21 protein-coding genes are annotated in these 22,406 nt (G+C 70.4%); 8 read left to right on the top strand and 13 right to left on the bottom strand.

Annotated elements, in window-relative coordinates; translation table 11 throughout:
* The first annotated feature begins 173 nt into the window (after window positions 1-173).
* Window positions 174-2,240, top strand: coding sequence for a methyl-accepting chemotaxis protein (locus ACVFYP_RS26875; RefSeq protein ID WP_499203258.1), 2,067 nt, complete (start codon window positions 174-176; stop codon window positions 2,238-2,240).
* A 92-nt stretch (window positions 2,241-2,332) separates the two neighbouring features.
* Window positions 2,333-4,033: an AMP-dependent synthetase/ligase gene (locus ACVFYP_RS26870; protein ID WP_499203257.1), complete on the top strand. Its 1,701-nt coding sequence runs from the start codon at window positions 2,333-2,335 to the stop codon at window positions 4,031-4,033.
* A 13-nt stretch (window positions 4,034-4,046) separates the two neighbouring features.
* On the opposite strand, the gene ACVFYP_RS26865 is transcribed toward ACVFYP_RS26870, so the two are convergent.
* From ACVFYP_RS26865 to ACVFYP_RS26845, 5 genes are all read right to left on the bottom strand, one after another.
* Window positions 4,047-4,742, bottom strand: a complete 696-nt coding sequence (locus tag ACVFYP_RS26865) for an SDR family oxidoreductase (protein WP_499203256.1) — start codon at window positions 4,740-4,742, stop codon at window positions 4,047-4,049.
* Complete coding sequence (locus tag ACVFYP_RS26860; protein WP_499203255.1) at window positions 4,739-5,383, bottom strand: flavin reductase family protein; 645 nt, start codon at window positions 5,381-5,383, stop codon at window positions 4,739-4,741. The genes ACVFYP_RS26865 and ACVFYP_RS26860 overlap by 4 nt, the downstream gene beginning before the upstream one ends.
* Before the next feature lie 31 nt (window positions 5,384-5,414).
* Entirely contained in the window at window positions 5,415-5,717 is a 303-nt protein-coding gene (locus ACVFYP_RS26855; RefSeq protein ID WP_209443290.1) for a DUF2312 domain-containing protein, read from the bottom strand.
* A 191-nt stretch (window positions 5,718-5,908) separates the two neighbouring features.
* The gene (locus tag ACVFYP_RS26850) at window positions 5,909-6,370 is read right to left on the bottom strand and encodes an OmpA family protein (protein WP_499203312.1); all 462 of its coding nucleotides are present in this window, start codon (window positions 6,368-6,370) and stop codon (window positions 5,909-5,911) included.
* Between the two features lie 413 nt (window positions 6,371-6,783).
* The gene (locus tag ACVFYP_RS26845) at window positions 6,784-7,089 is read right to left on the bottom strand and encodes a DUF1244 domain-containing protein (protein WP_499203254.1); all 306 of its coding nucleotides are present in this window, start codon (window positions 7,087-7,089) and stop codon (window positions 6,784-6,786) included.
* 76 nt (window positions 7,090-7,165) lie between these two features.
* Here ACVFYP_RS26845 and ACVFYP_RS26840 point away from each other — a divergent pair, with 76 nt between their 5' ends.
* From ACVFYP_RS26840 to ACVFYP_RS26830, 3 genes are all read left to right on the top strand, one after another.
* Window positions 7,166-8,449 (top strand): glycerate kinase type-2 family protein, encoded by a 1,284-nt coding sequence (locus ACVFYP_RS26840; RefSeq protein WP_499203253.1) that lies wholly within the window; start codon window positions 7,166-7,168, stop codon window positions 8,447-8,449.
* Between the two features lie 64 nt (window positions 8,450-8,513).
* Window positions 8,514-9,179 carry a hypothetical protein gene (locus tag ACVFYP_RS26835; protein WP_499203252.1) on the top strand — a complete coding sequence of 222 codons (666 nt, stop codon included), beginning with the start codon at window positions 8,514-8,516 and terminating at the stop codon, window positions 9,177-9,179.
* Between the two features lie 26 nt (window positions 9,180-9,205).
* The gene (locus tag ACVFYP_RS26830) at window positions 9,206-9,835 is read left to right on the top strand and encodes a hypothetical protein (protein WP_499203251.1); all 630 of its coding nucleotides are present in this window, start codon (window positions 9,206-9,208) and stop codon (window positions 9,833-9,835) included.
* 39 nt (window positions 9,836-9,874) lie between these two features.
* Here the strand turns inward: ACVFYP_RS26830 and ACVFYP_RS26825 are convergent, their stop codons facing one another.
* Window positions 9,875-11,005, bottom strand: a complete 1,131-nt coding sequence (locus ACVFYP_RS26825) for an OmpA family protein (protein ID WP_499203250.1) — start codon at window positions 11,003-11,005, stop codon at window positions 9,875-9,877.
* A gap of 462 nt (window positions 11,006-11,467) precedes the next feature.
* Here ACVFYP_RS26825 and pyk point away from each other — a divergent pair, with 462 nt between their 5' ends.
* Together pyk and ACVFYP_RS26815 are read left to right on the top strand one after the other, a co-directional pair.
* The gene (pyk, locus tag ACVFYP_RS26820; protein ID WP_499203311.1) at window positions 11,468-12,901 is read left to right on the top strand and encodes a pyruvate kinase; all 1,434 of its coding nucleotides are present in this window, start codon (window positions 11,468-11,470) and stop codon (window positions 12,899-12,901) included.
* 65 nt (window positions 12,902-12,966) lie between these two features.
* The gene (locus ACVFYP_RS26815; RefSeq protein WP_499203249.1) at window positions 12,967-13,434 is read left to right on the top strand and encodes a hypothetical protein; all 468 of its coding nucleotides are present in this window, start codon (window positions 12,967-12,969) and stop codon (window positions 13,432-13,434) included.
* 60 nt (window positions 13,435-13,494) lie between these two features.
* Here ACVFYP_RS26815 and ada read toward each other — a convergent pair whose 3' ends face one another.
* The 7 genes from ada to ACVFYP_RS26780 all read right to left on the bottom strand — a co-directional run bounded on the left by ada (window position 13,495) and on the right by ACVFYP_RS26780 (window position 21,884).
* On the bottom strand, window positions 13,495-14,568 hold the full coding sequence (gene ada / locus ACVFYP_RS26810; RefSeq protein ID WP_499203248.1) for a bifunctional DNA-binding transcriptional regulator/O6-methylguanine-DNA methyltransferase Ada: 1,074 nt from the start codon (window positions 14,566-14,568) through the stop codon (window positions 13,495-13,497).
* A 65-nt stretch (window positions 14,569-14,633) separates the two neighbouring features.
* Window positions 14,634-15,209 carry a tetratricopeptide repeat protein gene (locus tag ACVFYP_RS26805; RefSeq protein ID WP_499203247.1) on the bottom strand — a complete coding sequence of 192 codons (576 nt, stop codon included), beginning with the start codon at window positions 15,207-15,209 and terminating at the stop codon, window positions 14,634-14,636.
* 65 nt (window positions 15,210-15,274) lie between these two features.
* Window positions 15,275-16,264, bottom strand: a complete 990-nt coding sequence (locus tag ACVFYP_RS26800; protein WP_499203246.1) for a Bug family tripartite tricarboxylate transporter substrate binding protein — start codon at window positions 16,262-16,264, stop codon at window positions 15,275-15,277.
* 85 nt (window positions 16,265-16,349) lie between these two features.
* Window positions 16,350-17,684, bottom strand: coding sequence for a glycolate oxidase subunit GlcF (gene glcF / locus ACVFYP_RS26795; protein ID WP_499203245.1), 1,335 nt, complete (start codon window positions 17,682-17,684; stop codon window positions 16,350-16,352).
* A 63-nt stretch (window positions 17,685-17,747) separates the two neighbouring features.
* A complete protein-coding gene (locus tag ACVFYP_RS26790; RefSeq protein WP_499203244.1) occupies window positions 17,748-19,277 on the bottom strand; it encodes a M81 family metallopeptidase in 1,530 nt (509 codons plus the stop codon).
* Window positions 19,274-20,446: a glycolate oxidase subunit GlcE gene (gene glcE, locus ACVFYP_RS26785; RefSeq protein WP_499203243.1), complete on the bottom strand. Its 1,173-nt coding sequence runs from the start codon at window positions 20,444-20,446 to the stop codon at window positions 19,274-19,276. The genes ACVFYP_RS26790 and glcE overlap by 4 nt, the downstream gene beginning before the upstream one ends.
* A gap of 10 nt (window positions 20,447-20,456) precedes the next feature.
* Window positions 20,457-21,884, bottom strand: a complete 1,428-nt coding sequence (locus tag ACVFYP_RS26780; protein ID WP_499203242.1) for an FAD-linked oxidase C-terminal domain-containing protein — start codon at window positions 21,882-21,884, stop codon at window positions 20,457-20,459.
* A 119-nt stretch (window positions 21,885-22,003) separates the two neighbouring features.
* On the opposite strand from ACVFYP_RS26780, the gene ACVFYP_RS26775 reads away from it, so the two are divergent.
* The gene (locus tag ACVFYP_RS26775; RefSeq protein ID WP_499203241.1) at window positions 22,004-22,363 is read left to right on the top strand and encodes a hypothetical protein; all 360 of its coding nucleotides are present in this window, start codon (window positions 22,004-22,006) and stop codon (window positions 22,361-22,363) included.
* Window positions 22,364-22,406: the final 43 nt, after the last annotated feature.

Below are 22,406 nucleotides of genomic sequence, written 5' to 3'. Positions count from 1 at the left end.
GCATATAGCCCCGCCGGGCGCGAGGCCAACCGGCACCACAGCAATCCTCCGCGGGCGAACGCGCCTGGTTCGGTTTTGGCAATCTTCCGCCGCTATCCTGGGGGCCGACGCAGCCGAAATCGGCGCGCCAGGGGCGCGATCCCTGCCCGACGCCACCGCTCAAGGGAATTTCCATGCGCATCCGCACCATGTTCATCCTGGGCTTCTGCCTGGTTGCTATACCGGGGCTGGCCGCCTCGCTCTGGCTCGCGGCGGGCGCGGCGCGGGATCTGGGGCGCACCACCCAGGCGGTGGCGGCCTTGCAGGCGGCGAGTGATGCGCAACGCGCGGTTAGCGCGGTGGCGGTGGAGGTTGGCGGCTACAGCAGCGTGCTGCGCGAGGCCAATCCGAATCGCGCCCAGGTCGCCGGCGACGCGGCCGCCACCATCCGGCTGCTGCAGGCCAGCACTGAAAGCGCCGCCCGTGCCGGGCTGGATGCGGCGGCCGTGAGCCGGGTTGCGGAGCAGCTCGCCACCTTCCGTAGCCGGGTGGACCAGGCGCTGGCGCTGGCGCCGGACCGGCGTGATGCCGCCCTGCCCGCGGCAGGCACCGCCGCCCGCAATTCCGCGGTAGCGACGCTTCTGGGCGTTTCCGCCGCCGCCGCACGCGATGTCGCCCGCACCGCGCCGGAACTGGCGCTGCTGATCGAGGCCTCCTCCACCGTCATGGACATGCGCGACCAGGCCGGGCGCCGCAACTCGCTGATCTCGACCTGGCTCAGCGGCGCGGCGGTGACGCCGCAGGCGGTGCAAACCGCGGAAGCGCTGACCGCAGGCGTGGATCAGGCCTGGACCTCCGTACGGCGGCTGCTGGCGGCCAGCACCTCCTCGACGGCGCTGGAGGCCGCGCTGGCCGGGCAGCAGCAGAGCTTCGTGGCGCGCAATGAGCCTCATTGGCGCAAGCAGGTGGAAACCGCCCGCCTGCGCCTGACCGCGCCGGATACCGCCTGGACCACCAACTTCGCCGATTTCCGCATCTGGTCGCGCCCGGCCCAGGCCGAAATCCTCGCCCTCCGCGACGCCGCGCTGGATGAGGCGGCGGCCAGCGCCGACCGCAGCATCACGGAGGCGCAGACCGGGCTGGCCCTGGCGCTGGGCCTGGCCGGGCTCTGCTTCGCGGCGGCCCTTGGCGGCGCCGCGCTGCTGCTGCGACGGCTGGTCGGCCCGATCCGCGCGCTGACCGCCAGTGTCGGCGGCATCGCCGCCGGCGACCTGACCCTCGCCGTGCCGGGCCGTGGCCGCAGCGACGAACTGGGCGAGATGGCGGAGGCGGTGGAGACACTCCGCGCCGGCTCCCTGGAACGGGTGGCGGAGACGGAGGCGCGGGCGCGGGAACAGGCGCAGCGGCTGGCGCGGGTTGAACGGGTGGACGCGCTGCTGCGGCAGTTCGAGGACCAGGCCGGCAATATGCTGGAAGCGGTGGCCGCCGCCTCCACGCAGCTGGATGCGACCGCCCACAGCATGGCCGGCATCGCCGCCGATGGCAGCGCCCATGCCGCCGCGGTGGCCGATGCGGCTTCCCGCGCCAATGGCAGCGTCGAGACGGTGGCCGGCGCGGCGGAGGAACTCGCGGCGTCCTTCAACGCGGTGACGCAGCAGATCCGCCATGGCGCCGATCAGGCCCGCGCCGCCACCGGCGCGGCGCAGGAGGCCGATCGCACCGTCCGTGGCCTGTCGGACGCCGCCGACCGGATCGGCGCCGTGGTGCAGATGATCACCGCCATCGCCGGCCAGACCAACCTTCTCGCCTTGAACGCCACCATCGAGGCCGCCCGCGCGGGCGAGGCCGGCAAGGGCTTCGCCGTGGTCGCCGGCGAGGTGAAGGCGCTGGCGGCGCAGACCGCCAAGGCGACGGATGAGATCAGCGGCCAGATCAACGCCATGCAGGCCGAGACCAGCCGCACCGTGACCGCGATCTCCGACATCGCCCGCATCATCGCCGCGGTGGGCGAAGCCACCAGCCAGGTGGCCGAGACCGCCGGCCAGCAGGCGGAGGCGACGCAGGCGATCAACCAGGCGGTGTCGGAAGCCGCCCGCGGCACCGCCGCCGCCGCCGACCATGCCAACGGCGTCAATGCGGATGCGGAACGCACCGGCCATGCGGCCGGGGAGGTGCGCGCCGCCTCCAGCGAATTGTCACGTCAGGCGGAGAAGCTGCGCGCGGAGGTCTCGCGCTTCATGGTGGAACTGCGCGCCGCCTGATACCCCTCCCCCCACCACCCCGGCGCCCCCATTTGGTCCCGGGTGGGCGAGCATGGCATCATGCCGTCCGGAGCCGGGAGACGACCTAGGGAATGCGAAGCGCCAAGCCAGGCGGCTGGACCAGCCTGCCGCATATGATGCTGGATCTGGCCCGCGGCTGGGGTGCCCGGCCCATGCTGCGACACTGGCAGGGCGGCGCCTGGCGGCGCACAAGCTGGGCGGATTTCGCGCAGCAGGTGGCCTCCGTCGCCGCCTTCCTGCGGGCGGAAGGGGTCATGCCGGGTGACCGGGTGCTTCTGGTGTCCGAGAACCGGCCGGAATTCCCCATCGCCGATACCGCCATCATGTCGATCGGCGCCGTCACCGTGCCGACCTACACCACCAACACCGTGTCCGACCACGCGCATATTTTGCGCGACAGCGGCGCCACCTCCGTCATCGTCTCGACCGCCAAGCTGGCGGAGCGGGTGGCGCAGGCGGCTGCCGAGGCCGGGCTGACGCTGGAGCGGATGATCTGCCTGGAGCCGGCGGAGGGCTGCCTGGACTGGGCCGCCGCGGTGGCGGCCCCGGCCGATGTCGACATGCTGGCGGCGGAGGCGGAGGAAATTCCGCCCGGCCGGCTGGCCTGCCTCGTCTATACCAGCGGCACCGGGGGCCTGCCCAAGGGGGTGATGCTGCCGCATCGCGCCATGCTGGCGAACCGGGAGGGTGTGGCCCGCATCGCCACCCGCCTGCATCTGGATGGCACGCCCTACCTCTCCTTCCTGCCGCTGTCGCACAGCTATGAGCACACGGTGGGCGGCTTCCTGCTGCCCTCGCTGGGGCTGGAGGTGGTCTATTCCCGCGGCGCCGACCGGCTGGCGGCCGAGCTGAAGGAAGTGCAGCCCACCGTCATCACCGCCGTCCCCCGGCTGTTCGAGGTACTGCGTGGCCGCATCGAGGCGCAGGTGGAGAAGGATGGGGGCTTCAAGGCGACGTTGTTTCGCCGCGCCCTGGCCCTGGGGCTGAAGCGGCTCGACGGGCGGCTTTCACTGCTTGAGCGCGCCCAGCATGCTGTGCTGGACCGTGTGGTCGGCGCCAAGATCCGGGAGCGTTTCGGCGGCAAGCTGCTGGCGCTGGTCTCCGGCGGGGCGCGGCTGGACCCGGACCTTTCGGGCTTCTTCCTGGCCTTCGGCCTGCCGGTGATCCAGGGCTATGGCCAGACCGAGGCCGGCCCGGTCATCAGCGTGAACCCGCCCTGGGAAAACCGCCGCACCACCGTCGGCCCGCCTTTACCGGGGGTGCAGACGCGCTTCGGCGAGGATGGCGAGCTTTGCGTGCGCGGCGACCTGGTGATGGACGGCTATTGGAACGACCCGGAGAGCACCGCCCGCGCGGTGATCGATGGCTGGCTGCACACCGGCGATGTGGGCGAGATGGTGGATGGCTATATCCGCATCACCGACCGCAAGCGCGACTTCATCAAGACCCTCGGCGGCGACATGGTCAGCCCCGCCAAGCTGGAGGGCCTGCTGATGGCGGAACCCGAGATCGCCCAGGCCGTGGTCGCCGGCGAGGGCCGCCCCTCGATAGTCGCTTTGGTGGTCCCCGCCGATGGCGCGGCGGAGAAGGTGCAGGCCGCGATCGCCCGGGTAAACGGCAAGCTCTCCAACATCGAGCGCATCCGCGCGAGCACGATGGTCGAGCCCTTCACGGTGGAGAACGGCCTGCTGACGCCGACCATGAAGGTGAAGCGCCGCGTGGTGCTGGAACGGCACGCCGCGGCGGTGGAGGGGCTGGCGAAGCGCGGCTGAGCCGCGCACCCGGTCACACGTGCCGCGTTAGCCCGCCATCCACCCGCAGGCTCTGCCCGGTCACATAGGAGGCCTCGGGCGAGACCAGCCAGGCCACCGCGGCCGCGATCTCCTCCGCCCGCGCATAGCGCCCCATCGGAATGCGGGCGCGGCGGGCCTCTTTCTCCGGCAGGCTATCGACGAAGCCCGGCAGCACGGCGTTCACCCGGATGCCGGCCGGTGCCAGCTCATCCGCCGCCAGCTTGGTCCAGGCGCCGAGCGCGGCGCGCAGCGTGGTCGCCGGGAAATCCGATTCCGGCTCCAGCGCCGCATAGGAGGACAGGTTCACCACCGCCCCCGTGCCCGCCGCCTTCATCCCCGGCAGCACCAGCCGCAGCGCCCGGATGGCCGAGAGCATCACCATGTCGAAGCCGGCATGCCACTGCGCATCCGTCAAATCGAACAGCGGCGCCTTGGGCGGATGGCCGGCATTGTTCACCAGCGCGTCGATCCGCCCGAATTTCTGCAGCGTGCCGTCGACCAGCCTTTGCAGGTCGGCGGGTTCGGTGACGGAGCCGGTGACGCCCAGCGCATCCGGCAACTCCGCGGCCAGCTTTTCCGCATTGCCGGAGGGCGACATGACCGCAACCCGGAAACCATCGGCGGAGAGCCGCCGCGCGACGGCGGCGCCGATGCCGCGGCCGGCCGCCGTGATGATCGCGGTCTTCATGTCCGGTCGCTTGTCGTCGGCGTGAAGGCGCCGCCATCGGTCGGCCGCAGCGCCTCGAACATCTCGGTCACCTGGCTGTAGTCGCGGTAGCCGCAGCGGGCGATGGTCTGGGCGGCCACCGCATCGAAGCGGCCATCGACGATGTAGCGTTCGTCGATATGGATGCCGACGACCTGGCCCAGCACCAGGAAGCCATCGGTCGGATTGCCGTCGAGGTCGTTCAGCTCCATCGCCTGCAACACCTTGCATTCGAAGCTGGCCGGGCTTTCGGCGACGCGCGGCGCCTTGACGAAGTTGCAGGGCGCCATGGTCAGCCCCGCCGCCTTGAACTCATTCTCCCCGGCCGCGAGCGCGGCGGAGGACGCATTCATGGCGTCGAACAGCGGCCGCGTGACCAGGTTGAAGACGAATTCCCGCGTCTCAAAGGCATTGGCGGCGGAGTGCTTCAGCCCCTCGCTGCCGAAGACGACGATCGGCGGGGCGCCCTTGACCAGGTTGAAGAAGCTGTAGGGCGCCAGATTGGGGCGCCCGGCCGCATCCAGGCTGGAGATCCAGCCGATGGGGCGCGGCGCGACGATGGCCTTGATCGGGTCGAAGGGCAGGCCGTGCCCCTGCTTGCCGTGCTTCGGTTCGTAGAACATCGCGCCGCCTCTTTCGCTGGACGGCTTCTGCCTACATCCCCAAGGCGCGGCGGTACAGATCGAGCAGCGTCTCCTGCTCCTCTACCTCGGCCGGCTCCTTCTTCCGCAGCGAGATGATCTGCTTGATCACCTTCACGTCGAAGCCGGCCGACTTCGCCTCGGAGAAGATGTCCTTGATATCGCCGGCGAGCGCCTTGCGCTCCTCCTCCAGCCGCTCGACCCGCTCGATGATGGACCGCAGCCGGTCGACGGCAATGCCGCCCACCTCGGGGTCCGGGTCCTTCTCCTGGCGGTCGCGGCTGGCCTGGGCCTCCTGCGCGTCGAAATCACTCATCGAAGGCCTCCGGGCACAAGTTTGAGGCGCGGCGTATAGCGCCGGGGCGGGGGTGGCGCAAACCGGCGGAACGGGGAAGGAAGGAAGGCCGGGGAGAAAGTATTCTCCCCAGACCCCTCATCTACTTGTGGGGATTTTGGTTCGAAGTCGAACCAAAAGACTGCTTCGTAACCGAGTCTGCTCGGCGCTGATCATCGTTGGGAAGGTGTCAATGCAGTCGAACCGGGGAGCCTTTCCCAAGGGCAGTTCGGGCCGGGCCGAAGGCTACGTTGAGGGCCTTCATCCCGCGAATAATGGATGATCTCCACCTGGCGATTCTGGACTTCCGCAACGCCCTCTGCCGTCGGGACCATGGGAAAGCGATCGCCGCAGGCTTCGACGATGACGCACTCCGCTGGAGCGCCGAACCGCACCAATTCTCTCGCAACAGCCTCCGCACGCAGGCGACTGATAACCTGCCTCCGCTCGGAGGCACCAGCTCGATCAGACGCGCCGACGACACGCGCGCACTCCCAGCCCACGCGCTGCCCATACCTGACGGCTTCCTGGATCACGAACAGTGACCGAGGATGCAGATCGGTTGTGTCGTCCTCAAAGAACACGAGAAACAGCCAGGACGATGCGGGCGCTGAAGCACAGAGCGCAGCCAGCATTGCGGCGGCCATTCCTGCGCGCGCCAGGCCAAGGCGACGTTGGCCATTGCTCATGGAGTTGCGGGGCCTCGATATCGGTGATCAGCAGGCTCAGCCGGATCCGCTGTCAACACGACAGGGTCTACAGCAGGGCCGGGCAAGTCGCCTGAGCAGGACGATACCGGCGGCCAGGACGAAAAAGCCAGCGGCGGAAGTCGTTGTAGCCTGATGGTCGCGTTCGAGGCGCCGGCATCGCTCTGCCCAGGCTAAGGTGCGTTCCCCTACTAGACCCATGGACCGCCAGCGCCGCGCACTGTCGCCGTTCACCCGCACCCTGCGTCGAGTCGGCTGCGTTCCGAAGCAGGTCGCAAAAGGTCCTGAAAAGCAAAGGAGGGGTTCGGGGATGGAATGCTTCCCTCCCCGACCTTCTTCCCTCAGTGCCCCGGGTTGCTGGCGGCCAGCTTCGCCTTCTGCTCCGGCGTCGCTTCCTTCTGATGCAGCGCCTGCCACTCCTTGTACGGCATGCCGTAGACGATCTCCCGCGCCTCCGGATCGGTGATGGTGGTGCCGCGCTCGGCCGCGGCCTCCCGGTACCAGCGGGACAGGCAATTCCGGCAGAAGCCGGCCAGGTTCATCAGGTCGATATTCTGCACATCGCTCCGCTCCCGCAGATGCTGCACCAAACGGCGGAAGGCGGCGGCTTCGAGCTGGGTCTGCTGATCGGGATCGGTCATCGGCATTCTCCTGCAAGCTGGGCCTGGTAGATGGTCCATCCCGCCGCGCTTCGCCATACTGGGCCTGAATTGGGGGATGCGTATGGCCTGGACCGATGCGGCGGCGCGAACGGCGCTGGAGATGATCTTCAAGGCGGCCGTGGCGAGCGCCGATCCGCGCATCGTGCTGGCCCGACACCTGCCGGAACCCCCGGAAGGCGGCCGCGTGGTGGTGGTGGGCGCCGGCAAATCCGCCGCCGTGATGGCCGCGGCGGTCGAGGATGCCTGGCCGCAGGTGCCGCTTTCGGGCCTTGTCGTCACCCGCTACGGCCACGGCCATCCGACGAAGCGCATCGAGGTGCTGGAGGCCTCCCACCCCGTGCCGGATGCCGCCGGCGCGGCGGCGGCCGAACGCATCCTTGCGGCGGTTGGCGGCCTGACGGAACGCGACCTGGTGCTGTTCCTGGTCTCGGGCGGCGGCTCCGCGCTGACCACCCTGCCGGCGCCGGGGCTGACCCTGCACGATCTGATGGCGGTGAACCGGGCGCTGCTCGCCTCCGGCGCCACGATCAATGAGATGAACTGCATCCGCCGCCACCTCTCAGCCTTTTCCGGCGGGCGGCTGGCCCTGGCGGCGGCGCCGGCGCGGGTGGTGACGCTGGCGATCTCCGACGTGCCGGGGGACGACCCGGCCGCCATCGCCTCCGGTCCCACCGTGCCGGACCCGACCAGCTTTGCGGAAGCCCGCGCCCTAGTCGCACATTACCGCATGGAACTGCCGGCGGCGGTGACGGCGCATCTGGAGAAGGCGGCGGAGGAAACCCCGAAGCCGGGCGATCCGCGCCTGGGCGAGGTGGACTACCGCTTCATCGCCACCCCCCGCATGGCGCTGGAGGCCGCCGCCCAGGCCGCGCGCGGCTTCGGGCTGGCGCCGTTGATCCTGGGCGATGCGCTGGAGGGTGAGGCGCGGGAACTCGGCAAGACCATGGCCGGCATCGCGCTGTCCGCCGGCGCCCATGGGCACCCCCTGCCCGCCCCCTGCTTGCTGCTCTCGGGCGGGGAGACCACGGTGACCATCGGTCCGGAAGGTGGCGGAAGGGGCGGCCGCAACAGCGAATCCCTGCTGGGATGCGCGGTGGCCCTGGCCGGTGCCCCTGGCATCTGGGCGCTGATGGGCGATACCGATGGCATCGACGGGTCGGAGGACAATGCCGGCGCCCTCATCACCCCCGACACCCTGGCCCGCGCCCGCGCTGACGGGATGGACCCGCGCGCGGTGCTGGGGCGGCATGACAGCTACAGCCTGTTCGCGAAGCTGGGCGATCTGCTCGTGACCGGGCCGACCCTGACCAATGTGAACGACCTGCGGGCCGTGCTGGTCGCCTGACCATCACTCGACCGCGTCACGCCGCGCTGCGAGACTCATTCCCGAATCGAATGGGATCGGCCGGATGACCTTCCTGGCGCGGCTGCGCGGCCTGCTGTTGTCACCGCGCCAAACCTGGGTGGCCATCGCGGCGGAGCCGGTGCCGAGCCTGGCGCGCAGCCTGCTGCCGCTGGCGGCGGGGGCCTGCCTGGTCAACCTGGCCGTGGCGATGACGCGGTCGGATGACTGGTACACCGTGACTCCGGAGCGCGGCGCCGGATCCGGCCTGGGGCTGCAAGGCGCCGCCTATTCCGCCTCGGTCCAGATCGGGCCAGCGCCAACGGCGGTCACCTATACACTGCTGATGCTGCTGGGCGTGGTGCTGCTGCGGCGATCGCTCCGCCGCCGGGCGGCACTGTATGGCGGGGTGCAGGATGCGGCGGCGGCGCAGAAGCTGGCGGTGCATGCCCCTTTCGCCATGTGGATCGCGCTGTTCCTGCTGCCGCTTGGGCAGAGCTGGCTGATGCTGCTGGCGGGTCTGCACGCCATGGCGATGCTCGCCATCGGCGCGCCGATCCTGATGCCACCCTCGCCCGGCGAGGAACGGCGCTGGGGGCGGGCCGCCGCCTTCCGGGGCCCGCTGATCGCTCTCGCGATGGTGGTGTTGCAATTCGCGATCTATGCCGTCGCGCTTTTCGCCTGGACCCTTTTCGCCCTGCGCCAGATGCCTGCGCCAGGCATCAGCACCTGACGTCACCTCCGAAAGGGAACACTGTCATGCGGTTCTGGCCAAGACTGCGCGGCCTGCTGCTGTCGCCACGCGAAACCTGGGCCGCGATCGCGGCGGAGCCTGCGCCAAGCCTGGCCCGCGCCCTGCCGCTGGTGCTGCTGCCCTGGCTGGTGATCGGTATCTACGCGGCGCTGGGGGGTGAGCCATTGCTGCCGGCGCAACAGGTGGAGCCGTTCATGATGCAGCGGCCGGATGGCACCTTGGTGCAGATCGGCACAAGGGTCACGACCCGTGGCGGCGCCCTGCTCATCGCCATAGGCGGTGCTGTCAGCACGGCCATCTGGCTCTTCCTGCAACGCGGCATGATCCTGCGCAGCGCCGCGCGCTACCTCGCCATTCCGGATGGTGACGCCGCGCTCAAGCTGACGCTTTACGCGCCCATCACCCTATGGATCGCGGTGTCTCTGCCGTCGCTGGGAAGTCTTCTCGCATTCCCCGCCATGATCCACATGGTGATCCTGGCCTATCTCGGGGCGCCGATTCTGTTGCCGCCGCATCCGGGGCAGGAGGCCGGCTTCAGCCGCTCCATCGCCTTTCGCACCGTGCTGCTGGGCATTGCCACGACCGTGGCCTGGATGGCCGCCTGGATCTGGCTGGTTGGCATGGTGGCGTCATGAAAAAGGGAGGGAGGGGCCGAAGCCCCTCCCCAGTCACGCTCAGCGCAGGACGATTTCCACGCGGCGGTTCTGCGGCTCGCGCACGCCGTCGGCGGTCGGGACCAGCGGGCGGCTCTCGCCGAAGGCCTGGACGGTGATCTGGCTGCGCTGAATGCCACGGCGCTCCAGCTCGGAGGCCACGGCGGCCGCACGGCGCTCGGACAGGCGCTGGTTGTACTGCGGCGTGCCCGAACGGTCGGCGTGGCCGGCCACTTCAAGGCGCGTCACGCCCTGGCTGGTCGCGCTCTGCGCCGCATCGCCGATGATCTGGCGGGCGCGGTCGGTCAGGTCGGCGCGATCGAAGTCGAAGAACACCAGGTAGGTGCGGGCCGGCGCCGGGGCGGCGGCGGGCATCGGGGCGGGGGCCGGGGCAACCACCGGGGCCGGGCTGGTCTGGCCGAAGGCGTAGCGCAGACCGATCAGGATGGAGTGGTTGTAGTTCTCCGACTTGGTGCCGGTGCGCGCCACGGTGAAGGAGGAGCTGCTGCTGCTCGTGTCGACATCATGCTCCATCGTGCCGAGGAAGCGGTATTCGGCGGTCAGGGACAGGCCCGGGGCGACATTGGTCAGCGGCATGGCGGCGCCGACGATCGCCTGATAGGCGAAGCGGCCATCGGTGCCATCGCTGTTCACGCTGCCGCCGAGCACATTGGCGCGGACGCCGTCGAATTCGCGCCAGATGTAGCCGGCACCGACGCCGACATACGGCACCAGCGCCATGCCACCGATGTTGCCACCCAGGTCGAAGTCATAGAGTGCATTGGCCATCACGCCGTAGCTGCGGGCGGTGCCGGAAGCGCGGACCTGGCCGGCGCCGCGGAAGCCGCTGATGGTGTCGACTTCATTCTCGCGGTAGCTGCCCTCGATCTCGGTGCGCAGGCCGTTGCCGAAGCCGTAGCCGAGGCTGACGACGCCAACCCAGCCCATGTCGAAGGAGACATCGCCACCGGTCGTGTTGCCACGCGCGCGCAGTTCATCGGCCAGCCCGCCGGTCGCATTGATATTGGCATCCTGCAGCCAGTTCACGCCGGCGCCAGCGCCGATATACACGCCGCTCACCGGCTGCGCCTGGGCGGCGGCAAAGGGTACGAGCAGCATGGTGGTGGCGAGCAAGGTCTTGCGGAAGTTCATAGTGGTATCTCCTGGCCGGACCGGCCCTTCGCGCCGGGGGTGGAGTGTCCGGCCGCAGCGTCCTGCGCAGATGAACGCGAGTTCCCTGGGAAAGGTGTCATCGGCGAGAAATTTCCGGCACCCCTGTGGCAAGAATGTCGCGCTGCGCTATTCAGCAGCCGATTAGGCGGTAAAACTTAGGTAAATTAAGTCGCAAAATCAGATCTGGCGCCGTTCGCTTAGATTGACTAACTTAGCTGCATGCGCGACCCCACCCTCGAAGCCCTGCTGACCCAGCGCGGCGCCGTCACCCGTATCGCAACCGCTCTCGGCATCTCCACTGCCGCCGTCTCGCAATGGCGACGAGTGCCAGAGGATAGAGTGGCGGAGGTGGCGCGCGCGCTCGGCGTGCCCCCCGTCGCCGTCCGCCCGGATGTGCCAGAACCCCCCGAGACCCCCCGCCGCGAAGGATTCGCCCGCCCCATGCCCAACCGGGTCCCGCTGCGGCGCCGCCGGCGTACCAAGATCATCGCCACCCTCGGCCCGTCCTCCTCCTCGCCCGAGGTGATCGAGCGGCTGTTCCGGGCCGGCGCCGATGTGTTCCGGCTGAATTTCAGCCATGGCACCCATGAGGACCACGCCGCCCGCATCGCCACGATCCGCGCGATCGAGGAAAAGGTCGGCCGCCCCATCGGTATCCTGGCCGATGTGCAGGGGCCGAAGCTGCGCGTCGGCAAGTTCCAGGCCGGGCGGGTGCAGTTGCAGACCGGGCAGAGCTTCCGTCTCGACCTATCGCCGACCCCCGGCGATGTCCGCCGCGTGCAATTGCCGCATCCCGAGATCATCGCCGCCGCCGGCATCGGCACCACGCTGCTGCTGGATGACGGCAAGCTGCGGCTGCGCGTAACCCATAAGCGGGAAGACCATCTGGAGACCCAGGTGGTGGTCGGCGGCCCGCTCTCGGACCGCAAGGGCGTCAACGTGCCCGATGTGGAACTGCCGATCCCGGCGCTGACGGAAAAGGACCGCGCCGACCTCGATTTCGTTCTGGAACAGGGCGTCGAGTACATCGGCCTTTCCTTCGTCCAGCGGGCGGAGGATGTGGTGGAGGCCAAGGCCATCGCCGCCGGCCGCGCCTGGATCATGGTGAAGATGGAAAAGCCGCAGGCGGTCGAGAATCTCGATGCCATCCTGGCGGAGGCCGATTGCGTCATGGTGGCCCGCGGCGACCTCGGCGTCGAATGCCCGCCGGAGGAGGTGCCGCTGATCCAGAAGCGCATCGTCCGCGCCGCCAAGCTGCTGGGCAAGCCGGTGGTCGTCGCCACCCAGATGCTGGAAAGCATGATCACCGCCCCCGCGCCGACGCGGGCCGAGGCGCAGGACGTGGCGACCGCGGTCTTCGACGGCGCCGATTGCGTCATGCTCTCCGCCGAGACCGCTGCCGGGCAGTATCCCTTCGAGGCGGTGAACATCATGGACCGCATCATCGCCCGGGTGGAGGAGGATCCGGACTGGCGCAAGCTGACGGATGCCAACCGTCCGGCGCCGGAGCGCAACTCCGCCAGCGCCATCGCCGCCGCCGCGCGCCAGGTGGCCCAGACCATCGAGGCGGAGGCGATCGCCACCTTCACCTCCACCGGCTCCACCACGCTGCGCGTCGCACGGGAACGGCCGAGCTGCCCGATCCTCGGCCTGACCGCCAGCCTGCAAACGGCGCGGCGCATGGCCGTGGTCTGGGGCGTGCATCCGGTGACGACGGTGGAATTGCACTCCATGACCGACATGGTGGCCAAGGCGATCCGCGCCGCCAGCCATGAGGGCTTCGCCAAGTCGGGCGATGAGGTGGTGGTGACCGCGGGCGTTCCCTTCGGCACGCCGGGCACCACCAATGCGCTGCGGGTCGCCATCGTGAAGTGATGGCGGGCGGTTGACCTGGGGGCCGCGCCCGCGTTTGGTGCGCCTCCCTTCGCCGGAGCAGCCCGATGACCTTCCGCCGCCTTGCCTTCGCCCTGCCGCTGCTGGCGGCCCTGCCATTCGCCAGCCCCGCCCAGGCGCAGCGCGCCGGGCTCTATGACGTGACCGGCACCAATCTGGACGGCAGCACCTATGCGGGGCTGGCGCAGATCCAGACGGCCGGCCTCAGCTCCTTCGCCATCCGCTGGCGAATCGGCAATGAGACGGTGGAGGGCGTGGGCTTCGTCTCCGGCCGCACCGCGGCCGTGGCCTATGGGCTGCAACAGCGGCCGGGGCTCGGCATCTACACGCTGAACGCGGATGGCAGCCTGGACGGCGAGTGGACCATTGTCGGCGCCAATGCCAAGGGCACGGAGCGGCTGGTGCCGCGCGCCGCGGCGCCGGGTGCGACGCCGCCGGCCGCCACGCCACCGGGCGCGACACCGCCCGCCGCGCCGCAGGCTGTGCCACCGGCTCCGGCGCCGGCGCCACAGTAATTCGGGTCCGCGGGTAGAAGCCCCCACCCCAGCCCTCCCCCGCTGTGCGGGGGAGGGAGCCTATCGTCCGCGCGCGCGCTTTTCTCCCGCCAGCAGCGCCGCCTTGCGCGGGACGCCCCAGCGATAGCCGGTCAGGTCGCCGCTGGCGCCAACCACGCGGTGGCAGGGCACCACCAGGGACACAGGATTGCGGGCGCAGGCGCGGGCCACGGCGCGGGTCGCGGCGGGCATGCCCATCTCCGCCGCCAAGCCGGAATAGGTGCGGGTCTCGCCCAGCGGAATCCGCGTCAGCGCCTCCCACACCCGGCGCTGGAAGGCGGTGCCGCGCAGGTCGAGCGGCAGGGCCAGGGCAGCGGCCGGTTCCGCCAGGAAGGCCACCACCTGGCGGACCTCCCCCGCCAGATCCTCCGGCGCCGGCTCGACCCGCGCGCGGGGGAAGCGGGCGCGCAGATCGCCCTCCAGCGCCTCGGGGGGTTCGGCGAAGCCGATGAAGCAGATGCCGGCCTCCGTGGCGCCGACCAGCAGGGGACCCATGGCGCTGTCGGCATGGGCGATGCGGATCACCTCTCCCGCCCCACCGCGCCGGGCGGCGCCGGGGGTCATGCCGAGATGCCGCGCGGTGTCCTCATAGACCCGGCTCTCGCTGCCGAAGCCTGCGCCTGCCACCGCCTCCGCCACCCGGTCGCCGGCGGCCAGCGCGGCCTGCAACCTGCGGCCGCGCACGCCCTCCGCATAGCTGCGCGGGGTCACGCCGGTGATGTCGCGGAACAGGCGCAGGAAATGGTGGCGGGCATAGCCGGCGCGGGCGGCCAGGGTTTCGAGGCTGGGGATGGTCTCCGCCGCCTCGATCAGCGCGCAGGCGGCGGCGACGGCCTCGGCCTGCATCCGGGCGCGCTCGCCCTTCGGATCGCAGCGCTTGCAGGGGCGGAAGCCGGCGGCCTCGGCCTGCGCGGCATCGGCGAAGAATCGGGTGTTGCGGCGCAGTGGCGGGCGGGCCGGGCAGCCCGGGCGGCAGAACACGCCCTGGGTGGTGACGGCATAGCGGAAATCACCGCAATCCGGCTGCGCCACACGCCCCAGCACGGCTTGCCAGCGCGGCGCGTCCAGCGGGTCGATCATCGGGGCTTCGGGCATGGCAGGTTACTCCTCGACCTCGCTTTTCGCCCATGGGGTCACCGACACGCCATCCGGCCGTTGCGCTACAGCGCGTCGCCTTCCACCTGCCGCGCCAATTCCCGCCGGCGTAGGGCACCGCCCGGCATCTGCGGATGCAGCGCCAGCGCCGCATCCAGGCTGCGCAGCGCCCCACGGCCGTCGCCGGCTTCCTCCTGCAATTCGGACAATTGCAGCAGGGCGCCAAAGTGCCGAGGTTCCAGCCGCAGCGCCTGTTGCAGATCCCGCGCCGCCGCCGGGCGGTCGCCGAGCCGGGCATAGGCGCTGGCGCGGGCCAGCCAGGCATCGGCCGCCTCCGGTTCCAGCACCAGGGCGGCGTCGAAATCCTCCAGCGCCTCCGCCGCCTCATTGGCCTGCAGGTTGCGCAGCCCCCGGCGCAGAAGCAGCCCGGCGGCAGGCGAGACGGCCTGCGCCCAGACGGCGCGGATGCGCGATTCCACCATCTGGCCGCCGCCCTGGTCGGGGGCGGATTGCAGCGCCTCGAACAGCCGGTCCAGCTCCGCCTGTCGCGCCGCCGCAGGACCCTGGCGCGGGGTGGGTGCCGGGGCCTGGGCCCAGACGGGGGTGGCGAGAAGCAGAAGCAGTGCGGCGAGACGTGTCATCCGCCCAGCCTCCGGCATCCCCACCCTCCCACGCAAGACCTATCGGCCAGCGTGACCATCCCGGCCTATCGGCCGAGCGCGATCCCGGCTTCCTGAACGATGCCGCGGAACTTGGCGAGTTCCGCCGCCAGGAAGGCGCGGGTCTGCTCCGGCGTGCTCCGCGCGGCGGCATCGACACCAGCGCCGGCCAGGCGCTGGCGCACCGCGGGATCGGCCAGGACGTCATTCGCCGCGGCGTTCAGCCGCTCCAGGATCTCGGGCGGCAGGCCCTTCGGCGCCAGCAGCACGTTCCAGGTGGTGACATCGAAATCCGCCAGCCCGCTTTCCGCCAGGGTCGGGATTTCGGGCATCAGCGGGTGCCGCTGCGGGATGGTCACGGCCAGGCCGCGGGAGGTGCCGTCGCGCAGATGCGGCGCGGCGGAGGCCAGCACCTCCACCGAGAACTGCACATCGCCCGAGGCCATCGCCGTCATCACCTGCGCACCGCCGCGATAGGGGATGTGCTCCGCCCGGAGGCGCCCGGCGCGGGACAGCAGGAATTCGCCGGTCAGATGGCCGATGCCGCCGGCGCCGGAGGTGGCGAAGGACAGCGCCCCCGGCTTTTCCTTCAGCTCCGCCAGCAGGTCCTGGATGGTCCGGTAGGGCGAGCGGCCCGCGGCGACAATCACCATCGGTCCACCACCGACAATGGCCACGGGCGTGAAGTCCTCCACCGGGTCATAGGGCGTGGTGGCCGGCAGCGCCGCCGGATTGGTGGCGTGGGAGGAGGCGGTGCCGATCAGCAGATTGTAGCCATCCGGCGCCTGGCGCCGCACATGATCGGCCCCCAGCGAACCCCCGGCGCCGGCCCGGTTCTCCACGACGATGCGGACGCCACTGCCAAGGCGGGCCGCCATGCCCTCGGCCAGGAAGCGGGCGGCGATGTCGGTCGAGCCGCCGGCGGTGAAGGGCACCACCAGCGCGATGGGCCGGGCCGGCCAGGCGGGTTGGGCCTGGGCGCTGCGGAGGAAGGCGGGTGCGGCGAGGCCGGCGGCGAGCAAGGTCCTGCGGTGCATTCTGGTGGTCGTTTCCCTGAGCATCCAAAGTCCTTCGGGAGCGAAGGTGCCGGGATGCTGTAGAGAAATCTGAATTTATCGCAAGCTACAGGACTTCTGCCCCTCGCCGCCGGGCGCGGACCGGCGCGATCGCCGCCGGTTCAGGCCCTCCGGCCATCCAGTCCAGCAGTTCCACCGTATGCACCGTCGGCCGGTCGCCACCCGAAAGCTGCGTCAGGCAGCCGATATTGCCGGCGGCGATCAGATCCGCTCCGGTGCGGTCCAGATTGGCCAGCTTGCGGTCGCGCAACTGCCCGGCGATTTCCGGCTGCATCAGATTGTAGGTGCCGGCGCTGCCGCAGCAGATATGGCTCTCGGCCGGCTCCTTCACCGTGAAGCCGGCGCGCTTCAGCAGGTCCTTCGGCGCGGCGGTGACCTTCTGGCCGTGCTGGAGGGAGCAGGCGGCGTGGTAGGCGACCGTCAGGCCGGGCTTTTCCCGGCTCGGCGCATAGCCGAATTTGACCAGCACCTCGGAGATATCCATCGCCAAGGCGGAGAGCTGGGCGGCGGCCTCGGCCTCCGGCTCCGTCCGGAACATGAAGCCGTAATCCTTCACCGTGGTGCCGCAGCCGGAGGTGTTGATCACCACCGCATCCAGCCCCTCCCCCGCCAGCTCCGCCCCCCAGGCGGCGATGTTGGCGCGAGCCAGGCGCATGGCGGGGTCGTGATGGCCCATATGATGGTCCAGCGCGCCGCAGCAGCCCTGGGCGCGGGGCACCACCACCTCCAGCCCCATGCGCGTCAGCAGGCGGATGGTGGCGTCGTTGATGGACGGCGCCAGGACACGCTGGGCACAGCCTGTCAGCAGCGCGACCCGGCCGCGCCGCGCACCCTCCGCCTTGAAGACACCCGGCCGGTCCATGGCACTCGGCCCCGGCACATGGGCCGGCGCCAGCTTCAGCATCGCCCGCAGCCGCTGCGCCGCCATGGAACCGCCCGGCACAAATCGCGAAAAATGGCGGCCCAGGGAGGCGCCGATCAGGGCCAGCCGGAAGCGCCCCGGATAGGGCAGCAGCGCGGAGAGCAGCCGGCGCAAAAGGCGTTCGGCGGGCGGGCGCTGATAGGTCTCCTCGATATGCCGCCGGGCATGGTCCACCAGATGCATGTAGTTCACGCCGGAGGGGCAGGTGGTCATGCAGGACAGGCAGGAGAGGCAGCGATCGACATGCTTGACCACCTCCGGCGTCGCCGGCCGGTCGTTCTCCAGCATGTCCTTGATGAGGTAGATGCGGCCCCGGGGGCTGTCGAGCTCATCGCCCAGCAGCAGGAAGGTCGGGCAGGTGGCGGTGCAGAAGCCGCAATGGACGCAGGTGCGGAGGATGCGGTTGCTTTCCGCCGTATCGGGGTCACGGAGCTGCGCCTCGGTAAAGCTGGTCTGCATGATGATCCCCCGCCGAAGCCGAACATAAAGAGCGCCGATGCGCGGCGGAAGCGTCGTGAGGCCTCAGCCCCAGCTCGCCTCCGCATCCAGCGGATAGACCGGGCGCGGCAGGCCCTCGAAGACGAAGCGGGACAGCACCGGGCTGACCAACCCGGGGGCATCCACTTCCAGGATTCGGTCGGGCGTTGCGTAGATGTCGAAGCCGGCGCGGAAATGGCCGCGCGACTTCACCACGATGGTCCGCGCCGCCTCCACATCCACGCCGAGGATTTCCAGCATCGCCGGGTCGAGCAGTTGGCGGCGCAGCGATCCGACCGCCAGCAGGATGCCGCTCTCCTCCAGCTCCAACAGCGCCGCGGGGCCGATGGAAAAGGCGCGGCCCGCCAGGCTGCCGCGCCGGCCCACGCCGTTGCCATCCGACAGGGCGCGCACGGTGGCCATGGCCCGAAAGGTTTCGGCAAAGGTGGCGGGGGTGGCATTGGCCACGGCCTCGAAGCGCGCCCCCTGCCCAGCCGCATGGGCGGCGGCGGCTAGCACCGGGTCGACCAGGATGCCGAAGACCACGCCGCGCGCGTGCGCCTCATGCAGCGCCGCCAGCAGCGCCGTGGTGTTGCCACCGCCGCCACCACCGGGATTGTCCGCCACATCGGCCAGGATCAACCTCGGCAGCGCCGGCCCGTCGCCGGCCGCCACAGCCTGGGCCACCGCATCCTCGATCGGTGTCAGCGTCCGGGTCAGCTCCTCCCGCCGCTGCCAGATGTCGTTGGCCAGCTTCTCCGCCAGGTCCACCGCCTGGCCGACATGGCCTGGCCGGGCGGAGGCCCAGACGCAGAGGCCGCATTTGGCGATATCGGTATAGACGAAGCCGCCGGTGACGGAGGCGCCGATCAGGTTCGGATCCTCCTGCCGCGCCGTGACCCCTGCCCGAATCGCCTCGGAATAGGGCGAATCCTCCGCCGTCAGCAGGGTGACGGTGGGGGGTGTCAGCGGCAGGCGCAGGAAGTGCGTTTCCGGTCGCTCCCCGGTCTCCAGGATGCGGCGGATGGCGTCGGCGGCTTCCGCCGCGCGTTCGCGCATATCGACATGGGGGTTGGTGCGATAGGCGATCAGCAGGTCGGCCAGTTCGATCTGGCGGTCGGAGACGTTGCAGTGCAGGTCGAGCGTGCCGACGATCGGCACATCCGGCCCCAGCAGGTCACGCAGCAATTGCAGGATGGCGCCGTCGGTATCGGCTTCCTCCGTCGCGCGGCTGGCGCCGTGGCTGGCGACATAGACGGCATCGATCCGCCCGGCCTCGGCCAGACCCGCTTCGACGATCTGCAAGAATTCGGGAAAAATGCCGGTCGCCATGATGCCGCCGGGTGGGGCGGTGATGAGAATCAGCGGCACCGGCTCCCAATCTCCGGTCGCATCCATGCGGGCGTAGAAGCCCGGGATTTCGGCCGGCAGGGCGCTGACCGGGCTGCGCGCGGCCACGGTGATCGCCTCCCCTTCCGCCCAGCTCTGCTGCTCAAAGTCCCGCCTTGTGGTGGGGGGCGAGAAGGCGTTGACCTCCAGATGCAGGCCGAGGATGGCGATGCGAGGAATACTCAAAGGCTGGACCTCATGCGGCCGGGGTTGAACAGGCCGAGGGGGTCGAGCGCCGCCTTCACCTGGGCGCCGATGGCGGCCAGAGCGGGCGCTTCCTCGGGCAGCACCGGGACCGCGGCGCGCATCGGCGCGGGGGCACGGAACAGGGTGAAGCTGCCGCGCGCGGCGGCGGCGGCGGTCATCACCGTCGCATGGGCGGCCTCCGTCGCCGGGCCGGCGACCCAGATCAGGCCACCGCCCCAATCCAGCAGCAGCCTTGCGCCAAAGGCCGCTTGCAGCGCGGCCGCCACGGCGGGCGCGGCGCTGGGGCGGACAGAGATGCGCCAGATGGCATCCTCCGGCATCGCCGCCAAAGGCACGGCGTCGCGAATGTCGCACCAGATCGCCGCCGAATCCTCGATCAGCGTGACGTCGCCCAACGCCGCCAGATCGTCTCGCAGCCGGCCGGCGCGATAGGCCACGAAATCCGGAAAATCCTCCAGCCGTAGCAGGGCGACAGGCCCGGCGGCGTCCAGGCGCAGTGCGGCGCCGGTGATGCCGAAGGGGCTGGTGAGGCCGGCCGACAGCGCCCGCACCCCGGCGGCCAGGTCCGGCACGGCGATGGCGAGGGTCGCGCTGGCGCGGGCCGCCGGCAGGACCTTGATGGTCACCTCGGTCAGCACGCCCAGCGTGCCATGGCTGCCCGCCAGTAGCTTGCAGAGGTCGAGGCCGGTGACGTTCTTCAGCACCCGCCCGCCATTGCGCACCACCTCCCCCACCCCGTTGACGAAGCGGATGCCGAGCAGATGGTCCCGGATCGCGCCAGAGGTGATGCGGCGCGGGCCGGAGAGGTTGGTGGCGACGATGCCGCCAATCGTCGCCGGCAGTTCGGCGCCGAAGATGGCCCGCGTATCCGGCGGTTCGGGCGCCAGCATCTGGCCATGCTCGGCCAGCGCCGCCTCGATCTCCGGCAGCGGCGTGCCGGCACGAGCGGAGAGTACCAGTTCGGTCGGCTTGTAGAGGGTGATGCCGGTCAGCCCGCGCGTGGTCAGGCCGCGCGCCGCCTGCACGGGCCGCAGCAGCCCGCGCTTGCTGCCATGCCCCTCGATGGACAGCGGCGCCCCGGTGGCACCGGCCTCGCGCACCGCGGCGGCGACGCCGGCCTCATCCGACGGGGCGATCAGGTCCGTCATGCGCGGGGGCTCACGCCGCATCCAGCAGCGGAAAGACCTTGTGCGGGTTCAGCAGCCAGGCAGGGTCGAAGGCGGTCTTGATGGCGCGCTGCTGGTCCAGCTCATGCGGGGCGAATTGCACATGCATCAGGTCGCGTTTTTCCACGCCCACGCCATGCTCGCCGGTGAGGCAGCCGCCGACCTCCACACAGAGCTTCAGGATATCGGCGCCAAACTGCTCCGCCTTGTGGAAGCTGGAGGGATCGTTGGCGTCGAACATGATGAGCGGGTGCAGATTGCCGTCACCGGCATGGAACACATTCGCCACCTGCAACCCGTATTGCACACTCATCTCGCCGATGCGCTTCAGCACGAAGGGCAGTTCCCCGGTCGGGATGGTGCCGTCCATGCAGAGATAGTCGGGCGAGATGCGGCCCACCGCCCCGAAGGCGCCCTTGCGGCCCTTCCAGATCGCCATCGATTCCTCGGCGCTGGTGGCGACCTTCAGGCTGATCGGGTCGAAGCGGTTGCAGATTTCCTTGATCCGGTCGAGCAGCGAATCCTGCTCCGCGACGCTGCCCTCCACCTCGATGATCAGCATCGCCTCGGCGTCGAGCGGATAGCCGGCATGGGCGAAGGCCTCGCAGGCATGGATGCAGGGCTTGTCCATGAATTCCAGCGCCACGGGGATGATGCCGGAGCCGATGATGGCATCCACCGCCGCGCCGGCGATCTCCGTGCCCTTGAAGGCGGCCAGCATGGCGCGCGCGCCTTCCGGGCCGCGCAGGATGCGGACCGTGACTTCCGTGACGATGCCAAGCATGCCCTCGCTGCCCGTCATCAGGCCGAGCCAGTCATAGCCGGCCGCGTCCAGATGGTCGCCGCCGAGGTCGATGATGTCGCCCTGCGGCGTCACCATCCTCAAGCCAAGCAGGTTGTTGGCGGTGACGCCGTATTTCAGGCAATGGGCGCCGCCGGAATTCATCCCGACATTGCCGCCGATCATGCAGGCGAGCTGGCTGGAGGGGTCGGGGGCGTAGAAGAAGCCCTCATGCTCCACCGCCTTGGTGATGCCGAGATTGGTGACGCCGGCCTCCACCACAGCCAGGCGATCACCAAAGTCGATTTCCAGGATGCGGTTCATCCGCATCATGCCGATCACAACCGCATCCTCCAGCGGCAGGGCGCCGCCCGAGAGGCTGGTGCCGGCGCCGCGCGGCACCACGCGCACGCCATTGTCGTGGCAGTAGCGCATGATGGCCGCCACCTGTTCGGTCGTGCTGGGCAGCACCACCGCCAATGGCATCTGGCGGTAGGCCGACAGGCCATCGGTCTCATAGGGCCGCATGCGCAGCGCCTCATGGATCACGGCATCGGCGGGCAGCATGGCGATCAGGGCGGCCACGATCTCATCGCGGCGGGCCAGGATGTCCGGCTTCGGCGGCGGCAGGGCGATCATGACGTTCCTCGGCGGCGTGCGGCTGGAAGATGGCCCTGGCGCGCAAGGGGGGCAAGCGGATCGGAGACCGCTTTGTCGATCCATGCCATGATGGCGTCGCAACGAAGAAAGGAAACGTCATGCGCCATCTCCTCACCGCCGCCGCGCTGGTCGCGCTGCCGCTTCTCGCCAGCCCCGCCGCGGCACAGCGGGCCGGGGCCTATGTGGTGGAGGGCAGCGGCGCGGATGGCAGCCGCTACAGCGGCGCCGCGCAGATCACCCCGACCGGGCCGCAGACCTGGCGGGTCACCTGGCGCGTGGCCGGGGAGACGATCGAGGGCGTCGGCGTGGACAATGGCCGCGTGCTGTCGGTGGCCTACATCCAGGCCGGGGTGCTGGGCAGCGCGCTGTATGAGGTGCAGCCGGATGGCAGCCTGGCCGGCCTCTGGACCTCCGGCCGCGAGGGCGGGCTGGGGCGGGAGACGATGTCGCCACGCTGAGCCACAAATGCGTCGCGGGGGGGGGGGGGGGGGGGGGGGGGGG

Source organism: Roseomonas sp. F4, assembly GCF_053891155.1.
This window is presented reverse-complemented; position numbering and strand designations above follow the sequence as displayed.

Bases quoted from the DNA above. Each gene is read 5' to 3' on its own strand.
- ACVFYP_RS26840 (WP_499203253.1), top strand. From the start codon at position 7,166: ATGGCCTGGACCGATGCGGCGGCGCGAACGGCGCTGGAGATGATCTTC.
- ACVFYP_RS26800 (WP_499203246.1), bottom strand. From the start codon at position 16,264: ATGCACCGCAGGACCTTGCTCGCCGCCGGCCTCGCCGCACCCGCCTTC.
- ACVFYP_RS26865 (WP_499203256.1), bottom strand. From the start codon at position 4,742: ATGAAGACCGCGATCATCACGGCGGCCGGCCGCGGCATCGGCGCCGCC.
- ACVFYP_RS26875 (WP_499203258.1), top strand. From the start codon at position 174: ATGCGCATCCGCACCATGTTCATCCTGGGCTTCTGCCTGGTTGCTATA.
- ACVFYP_RS26860 (WP_499203255.1), bottom strand. From the start codon at position 5,383: ATGTTCTACGAACCGAAGCACGGCAAGCAGGGGCACGGCCTGCCCTTC.
- glcF (WP_499203245.1), bottom strand. From the start codon at position 17,684: ATGCAGACCAGCTTTACCGAGGCGCAGCTCCGTGACCCCGATACGGCG.
- ACVFYP_RS26825 (WP_499203250.1), bottom strand. From the start codon at position 11,005: ATGAACTTCCGCAAGACCTTGCTCGCCACCACCATGCTGCTCGTACCC.
- ACVFYP_RS26815 (WP_499203249.1), top strand. From the start codon at position 12,967: ATGACCTTCCGCCGCCTTGCCTTCGCCCTGCCGCTGCTGGCGGCCCTG.
- ACVFYP_RS26830 (WP_499203251.1), top strand. From the start codon at position 9,206: ATGCGGTTCTGGCCAAGACTGCGCGGCCTGCTGCTGTCGCCACGCGAA.
- ACVFYP_RS26775 (WP_499203241.1), top strand. From the start codon at position 22,004: ATGCGCCATCTCCTCACCGCCGCCGCGCTGGTCGCGCTGCCGCTTCTC.
- ACVFYP_RS26845 (WP_499203254.1), bottom strand. From the start codon at position 7,089: ATGCCGATGACCGATCCCGATCAGCAGACCCAGCTCGAAGCCGCCGCC.
- ACVFYP_RS26870 (WP_499203257.1), top strand. From the start codon at position 2,333: ATGCGAAGCGCCAAGCCAGGCGGCTGGACCAGCCTGCCGCATATGATG.
- ACVFYP_RS26835 (WP_499203252.1), top strand. From the start codon at position 8,514: ATGACCTTCCTGGCGCGGCTGCGCGGCCTGCTGTTGTCACCGCGCCAA.
- ACVFYP_RS26850 (WP_499203312.1), bottom strand. From the start codon at position 6,370: ATGCTGGCTGCGCTCTGTGCTTCAGCGCCCGCATCGTCCTGGCTGTTT.
- ACVFYP_RS26780 (WP_499203242.1), bottom strand. From the start codon at position 21,884: ATGATCGCCCTGCCGCCGCCGAAGCCGGACATCCTGGCCCGCCGCGAT.
- glcE (WP_499203243.1), bottom strand. From the start codon at position 20,446: ATGACGGACCTGATCGCCCCGTCGGATGAGGCCGGCGTCGCCGCCGCG.
- pyk (WP_499203311.1), top strand. From the start codon at position 11,468: ATGCCCAACCGGGTCCCGCTGCGGCGCCGCCGGCGTACCAAGATCATC.
- ACVFYP_RS26805 (WP_499203247.1), bottom strand. From the start codon at position 15,209: ATGACACGTCTCGCCGCACTGCTTCTGCTTCTCGCCACCCCCGTCTGG.
- ACVFYP_RS26855 (WP_209443290.1), bottom strand. From the start codon at position 5,717: ATGAGTGATTTCGACGCGCAGGAGGCCCAGGCCAGCCGCGACCGCCAG.
- ada (WP_499203248.1), bottom strand. From the start codon at position 14,568: ATGCCCGAAGCCCCGATGATCGACCCGCTGGACGCGCCGCGCTGGCAA.